Genomic DNA, 6,745 nt, shown 5'->3' with positions numbered 1-6,745 from the left:
GTAAAAGAAGCGGAACTAAACCCAGGACGCTTCATGGGGCACAGCGCCTAAGGCGCATACGGAAGCTGGGTTAACATTTACTCATGTCTGTTTCTGAGCTGTCCACCAGTACCCAGAACTATTTGAAAGCTATCTGGGGGCTAAAGGAATGGTCATCCGAGCCCGTTACCGCCACACTTATAGCGAAACAGCTGGGACTCAAGCTCTCCTCGGTCTCCGATGCAGTGCGCAAAATGTCGAAGCAAGGGCTCGTGTCACACACGCCCTATGGCTCTGTGGAGTTAACCGAACTTGGCAGGCAGTACGCATTGGTCATGGTGCGCCGCCACCGATTGCTTGAGTCTTTTTTGGTTCAAGCATTGGATTATACGTGGGACGAGGTCCATGATGAAGCCGAAAATCTTGAACACGCGGTGTCTGACATGCTCATAGAGCGCGTGGATAAGTTCCTCAATTACCCCACTAGGGATCCACACGGCGACCCTATCCCTACGGTTGATGGACAGGTCACTATCCCCAGTGCGCACCGTCTCACCGACAGCGGCGCACAACCGCAGGTGACCGTGGAACGCATTTCTGATTCCGACCCACAACTGCTGGCCTTCCTCAAAGAGCAAGGCATCGTCATTGGGGCTGTTCTTACCACGCGCGAAGGAACGCCCTTTTCAGAATCGCTCGAAGTACAGGTAGCCGACAGTACTCAGTGGGTAGTACTTGGGCGCCCAGCTACGGACGCAGTGTTTGTAGCACACCACAGCCTGTAGTCTTTCCCTTTCTCATTAATCCTGTCCCTACCTGCCCTTTTAAAAACTACGGTGCGGCGTAGTTTGCAACTACGGTAGTACGTAGTTAATCTTTTCGATCATCACCTATCCCACTTATGGCTAAGGCCAGGATGAGCAGGATTGTCATGTCAGACTCACCAGATTTGGTGTACTTTTCTAGCGTTTCTGAAAACACAAAAAGATTCGTCGAACGCTTAGATAGACCCGCAGTGCGCATTCCACTGCGGCCCAAGAAAACCGGAATGATCCAGGTTTCACACCCGTACGTACTCATCGTTCCAACCTACGGCGGTGGCTCGCTCAAACGCGCAGTCCCCAAACAGGTCATCGACTTCCTCAATGACCCAATCAACCGTTCCTTTATCCGGGGCGTGATTACCTCAGGCAATACCAACTTCGGAAGCGCTTACTGCGTCGCCGGCCGCATCATTTCCGCTAAGTGCCACGTTCCAGAGCTGTATCACTTCGAGCTACTCGGCACGCAGAAGGACGTTGCCGCTGTAAAGCAGGGCCTTCACAAGTTTTGGGTGCAGCAAAGCAACTAACAATTACACCCCATTGATTTCCCACAAAATGAAGACCACATCCGCAACACACAGATTGGAAACCACAATGCCGCCACTTAAGGCCACCCCCACACAGCCCATTGGCCCTACGCCCCGCACCGCTTCAGCAGACGATGCCGGCGGTGTCGGTAAGCGCAAGAGCTACCATGCACTCAACGCGCAGCTGAACCTATTCGACGATTCGGGAAGAATCCAGTTCGACAAGGACATTGAGGCAACACAAGACTTTTTAGCGCACCATGTCACTCCCCGCATGCATCAGTTTGAATCCACCAAGCAGCGCTTGGAGTGGTTGGTTGATAACGAATACTACGAGCGGGAATTCCTTGAGCTTTATGATGACGATTTTCTGTGCACTATGTACGACAGAGCCCACCGAGCCAAGCATCAGTTCCGCACTTTCCTCGGCGCATTTAAGTTCTTTACTTCATACGCACTGAAAACCTTTGATGGCTCGCGATTTCTGGAAGGCTACGAAGAACGCGTCGCCACCACAGCTTTGTACCTTGCACAGGGCGATGAAGAGCTTGCGGAGAAGCTGGTGGATGACATCATGACCGGACGCTTCCAGCCCGCCACCCCTACTTTTCTCAACGCAGGAAAAGCCCAGCGTGGCGAAATGGTCTCCTGCTTCCTCCTTCGCATCGAAGACAATTTGGAAAGCATTGGCCGCAGCGTGAACTCTGCACTGCAGCTTTCAAAACGCGGCGGTGGTGTGGCCTTGTTACTGAGCAATCTGCGCGAATCCGGAGCCCCAATCAAAAAGATTGAGAACCAAGCTTCCGGCGTAGTCCCAGTCATGAAAATTCTGGAAGATAGCTTCAGCTATGCCAACCAATTGGGCGCTCGACAGGGCGCTGGAGCCGTCTACCTACATGCGCACCATCCAGATATTCTTCGTTTCCTGGATACCAAGCGGGAAAATGCCGATGAGAAAGTCCGCATTAAGACTCTTTCGCTGGGAGTTGTTATTCCAGATATAACCTTCCAGCTGGCCAAAGAGAACAAGGATATGCATCTTTTTAGCCCGTATGACATCGCTCGCGAGTACGGCGTAGCCATGTCTGACATGTCTATCACCGAGTATTACGACGAGCTGGTTTCCAATCCGCGAATTTCTCATACGACTATCAAGGCCCGCGAGTTTTTCACCACGCTGGCTGAGCTTCAGTTTGAATCTGGATACCCCTACATACTCTTTGAGGATACGGTCAACCGCGCTAATCCCCTCAAAGGACATATCAATATGTCCAATCTGTGTAGTGAGATCCTCCAGGTCAACACGCCATCCACCTACGGCGCCTCAGGTAACTACACCACCGTTGGCCAGGACATTTCCTGCAATCTAGGGTCGCTCAACATCGCTAAAGCTTTTGAATCACCGGACTTTGGGGAAACTGTTGAAACCGCGGTGCGCGCTCTCACGAAGGTCTCAGACCTAACAAATATCGAAGCTGTTCCTTCCATCGCTCACGGTAATGCATCCATGCATGCCATCGGGTTGGGCCAAATGAATCTCCACGGTTTCCTGGCTTCCAAGCGTATTCCTTATGGCTGCGCCGAAGCACTGGACTTTACAAATATCTATTTCCTGACCGTGACCTATCATGCGCTCCGTGCATCCCATGCGCTAGCGGTTGAGAAAGGTCAACGATTCACTGGCTTTGAAGAATCCACCTATGCCACTGGCGTCTACTTCGACAAGTACATCGACCAAGACTGGGCGCCGGCCACTGACCACGTAAAACAGCTATTCCATGAGGCTGGCGTGCAGATTCCTCAACGCGAGGATTGGCTGTGGCTCAAGAACCAAGTGATGCAAGACGGCATCTACAACGCCTACTTGCAGGCAGTTCCACCCACTGGATCAATTTCCTACATCAATGACTCCACCGCGTCCATACACCCGATTGCCTCCAAGATTGAAATACGCAAGGAAGGCCGCTTGGGGCGCGTGTACTACCCCGCACCGGAAATGACCAACGACAACTTGGAGTATTTCGATGACTCCTACACCGTGGGGTACAAAAAAATCATCGACACCTACGCTATGGCCACCCAACACGTGGACCAAGGGCTTTCCCTGACTTTGTTCTTCACCGCTGACACCACTACGCGGGACATCAACAAGGCACAAATCTATGCCTGGAAAGCCGGAATCAAGACCTTGTACTACATCCGTTTACGCCAACCTGCACTCCAGGGAACCGAGGTCGAAGGCTGCGTTTCCTGTGCTCTGTAGGAACACGGTCCTTCCTTCATTCACAACCATCCATCAAGAAAGAAAGAAGCTATGTCTTCAACATCAAACACTGCTGAGCTAACCAGCATCTCAGTTACGCCGCCAAGTTACCGGCATGACCCTTCAGCCCGCATCCGCGCCATCAATTGGAATCGGGTGAGCGATGAGAAGGATCTTGAAGTGTGGAACCGCCTCACCGCCAACTTTTGGTTGCCAGAAAAGGTTCCACTTTCAAACGATCTCCCGGCGTGGCAGAGGATGACACCGGAGGAACGCAACCTCACCATGCGGGTGTTCACGGGACTCACCACCCTGGACACCGTCCAGGCCACTGTGGGCGAAATCTGTCAGATCCAAGATGCCCGCACCGAGCACGAGGAGGCCGTGTATACCAACATCGCCTTCATGCAATCAGTCCATGCCCGTTCTTACTCTTCAGTGTTTTCTACTTTGAGCAGTACGAAAGAAATTGATGAGGCATACCGCTGGGCGGTGAATAATGACCTTCTCCAGGCACGCGCCAAAAAAGTGCTCACTCATTATTTTGGACCCGATCCACTCAAGCGCAAAGTGTCATCGACGCTGCTTTCCTCGCTGCTTCTCTACGCGGGTTTCTATCTTCCCCTGCATTTTTCCGTCCACGCCACCCTGACAAATACGGCAGACATGATTCGCCTCATTCTGCGTGACAAGGCAGTGCACGGTTACTACTCAGGCTACAAGTACCAGCGCGGACTGGAAACGTCTGCTCCACAACGGCAACAGGAGATGCATGATTTCACTATTTCCTTGCTCGAAGAGCTTTATGCCCTAGAGCTGGATTATTCCGGCGAGCTATATGAGCCGTTGGGGCTCATGGATGATGTAGCTGTATTCGTTCGCTATAACGCCAATAAGGCGCTCATGAATTTGGGCTACCCGGACTACTTCCCACCTGAAGAAACGGAAGTGAACCCGGAAATCCTCGCTGCCCTAGCACCTGGAGCAGATGAAAACCATGACTTCTTCTCCGGCTCCGGTTCCTCCTATGTCATTGGCACCGCTGAAGAAACGAGTGATGATGACTGGGATTTCTAAACCGTTTCCACGACCAGACCAAGGAAGCTGGCTTGAGACCATCGCGCTGTTTGAAGCCATCCGCGAAGGAAACCAACCAGCAGCCATGCGGCTTTTGGATACGTCCGCCGCACGGGAGGCCGTCCTCGGGGGACTGTTAGGACTCATCGAACTGTACTTCCGCCATGAAGAAGACAAAGTGGATAACTTTCTTACTGCCGCCCACGCCGCCGGGCCACCGCCTGCCTTTGGCTGCAAGCCTTTTCTCCCTTGATCGCACGTACCTACGCCCAACTAAGAAGAAAGGACTTCCTATGACCACCCCACGCATTAGTGTTATCGTCGGCAGCCTGCGCCGCGGCTCATTTGCGCGCAAGATTGCACACGAAGTGCTCACAATGATCCCTGAAAACTACCAGGCAGACATCGTTGAAATCCGTGACTTGCCGCTCTATGACTTCGACTACGATGACCCCTCGGTCACGGACAAGCCCATTCCAGCTGAGTACACCACTTTCCGCGACACCATCAAGAACTCGAGCGGCGTCCTCTTTGTTACCCCGGAAAATAACCGTACTATCCCTGCCTGTCTCAAGAATGCAGTGGACATCGGTTCCAAGCCCAACTCGGATGTGGCTTGGAAGAACCTTCCCGCAGGTATCATCAGTCACTCTGTAGGCCGCATGGGCGGCTACAGTTCACAGAAGAACCTCCGGCTCGCCCTGTCCTACTTCGATATGCCGCTTCCTGGTCAGCCCGAGGTATTCCTTGGCCAATCCCCCACCCTCTTCGAAGACTCCGGCCATCTCAATGAAGGCACCGCAGGCTTTGTCAAAGACTACGTTATACGCTTCCTGCAGTTGGTCGACATGACATTAACAGCCAAGCACAGCTAGCGACGGCGACTAACCCTAGCCACCGCCCTCTACGAAGTACTTGAAGGCTTCTAAAGGGCCTTCTCAAAGACACAAACCCCGGATTCACACTCATCCTTGAGTTACCTGAATCTGAACCCAGGACGCTTCAAAAAACACCGCTCTAATTCTTCGATTTTCGCTGAATTAGAGCGGTTTTAGCGCTGTCGCTGGACACTGACCCTGGCGACATCCTGTTAGGCCGCTACAGGGCCATACAGGGCAGGGGAGACCCCCATCTACGGCTTGCCACCGTCGGGGGACTCCTTGTCACCGTCGTGGTCGCGCTGTTGCTCCTGCTGGCGGCGCTTAGCGATGCGTTCCAGCGCGCGACGCAGTACTGCAGCGCTTTCCTCCTGAGTACGGTCGATGACGATCTCGCGGTACCGTTGCTTCATCTCTGGGTTGCTGTCAATCTCGACCCGCAAAAAGTCCTGATCAACATGCGAAATCTCCTGCAACGACTGCGTTGCTTCCTCGATGATGATCTTCGCTTCCTGCTCTGCTTCCTCGCGCGTTACTGCAGCGTCACGTGTGGCCTCATCATGTTCTTCACTGCCGAATTCTTCGGCAAGGTCAAGCAGCTCATCTGCCTGAGCTTCAGCGAGACCCAGCGTCTGCTCAGCTTCTTTGCGTGCGTCACTGCGGATCTGCTCGGCTTCTTGCTCGGCCTTTTCGCGTGCTTCGCTGCGGAGCTGTTCAGCTTCCTGCTCTACACGCTTGAGCTTGGCTTCGGCGGCGCTCTCAACCTCCTTGGCACGGTCCAGCAACTCTTCCGCCTGTGCCTCGGCAAGACCCAACTCCTGTTCAGCATCCTTCTGTGCATCACCACGAATCTTTTCGGCGTCCTGCTCGGCCTTCTCGCGTGCTTCTTTGAGTACGCGCTCGGCAACCTCGCGAGCCTGCTGTTCAGCATTTTCCTGCACACGCTGGGCTTCTTCACGGGCCTGCTGCGCCCGTTCGAGTTCTTCTGCAGCTTGCTTGCGGTCTTTCGCTGCAGCATCGACATCTCGCTGTACGGAGCTGTGCTTCCGTTCCACCTCGTCCTCACGGTTCGCAAGGTCGCGCTCCCGGTCCTGCTGTTCGACGTAACGGTCAAGATTCAGCGACTCATTGTGACGTTCAGACACATCTAGCTCTACCGGGTATGGGGTTGCCCGCAAATCGTGGACACGTAGTGGA

At 53.6% G+C, this 6,745-nt stretch carries 6 protein-coding genes and 1 pseudogene; 6 read left to right on the top strand and 1 reads right to left on the bottom strand.

Annotated features, from left to right (window positions below; all coding sequences use genetic code 11):
- Positions 1-83: 83 nt before the first annotated feature.
- The 6 genes from HMPREF0307_RS13485 (at position 84) to HMPREF0307_RS09340 (ending at position 5,545) form a co-directional block, all read left to right on the top strand.
- Positions 84-764, top strand: coding sequence for a metal-dependent transcriptional regulator (locus tag HMPREF0307_RS13485; protein WP_022862719.1), 681 nt, complete (start codon positions 84-86; stop codon positions 762-764).
- A 116-nt stretch (positions 765-880) separates the two neighbouring features.
- The gene (gene nrdI, locus HMPREF0307_RS09355) at positions 881-1,330 is read left to right on the top strand and encodes a class Ib ribonucleoside-diphosphate reductase assembly flavoprotein NrdI (RefSeq protein WP_066492211.1); all 450 of its coding nucleotides are present in this window, start codon (positions 881-883) and stop codon (positions 1,328-1,330) included.
- Between the two features lie 67 nt (positions 1,331-1,397).
- A complete protein-coding gene (gene nrdE, locus HMPREF0307_RS09350) occupies positions 1,398-3,593 on the top strand; it encodes a class 1b ribonucleoside-diphosphate reductase subunit alpha (protein ID WP_034666261.1) in 2,196 nt (731 codons plus the stop codon).
- Between the two features lie 51 nt (positions 3,594-3,644).
- Positions 3,645-4,670: a class 1b ribonucleoside-diphosphate reductase subunit beta gene (gene nrdF, locus HMPREF0307_RS09345; RefSeq protein WP_034666259.1), complete on the top strand. Its 1,026-nt coding sequence runs from the start codon at positions 3,645-3,647 to the stop codon at positions 4,668-4,670.
- Positions 4,651-4,923 carry a hypothetical protein gene (locus HMPREF0307_RS12995; RefSeq protein WP_133065267.1) on the top strand — a complete coding sequence of 91 codons (273 nt, stop codon included), beginning with the start codon at positions 4,651-4,653 and terminating at the stop codon, positions 4,921-4,923. Before nrdF ends, HMPREF0307_RS12995 begins: the two co-directional genes overlap by 20 nt.
- 40 nt (positions 4,924-4,963) lie before the next feature.
- Positions 4,964-5,545, top strand: a complete 582-nt coding sequence (locus HMPREF0307_RS09340) for an NADPH-dependent FMN reductase (RefSeq protein ID WP_022862715.1) — start codon at positions 4,964-4,966, stop codon at positions 5,543-5,545.
- Between the two features lie 257 nt (positions 5,546-5,802).
- On the opposite strand, the pseudogene HMPREF0307_RS12990 reads toward HMPREF0307_RS09340, so the two are convergent.
- Positions 5,803-6,745, bottom strand: a pseudogene (locus HMPREF0307_RS12990) (hypothetical protein); the annotation flags it as partial.

The sequence above is a fragment of the Corynebacterium sp. DNF00584 genome (genome assembly GCF_001552965.1).
GTDB classification, from domain to species: domain Bacteria; phylum Actinomycetota; class Actinomycetes; order Mycobacteriales; family Mycobacteriaceae; genus Corynebacterium; species Corynebacterium phoceense.
This window is presented reverse-complemented; position numbering and strand designations above follow the sequence as displayed.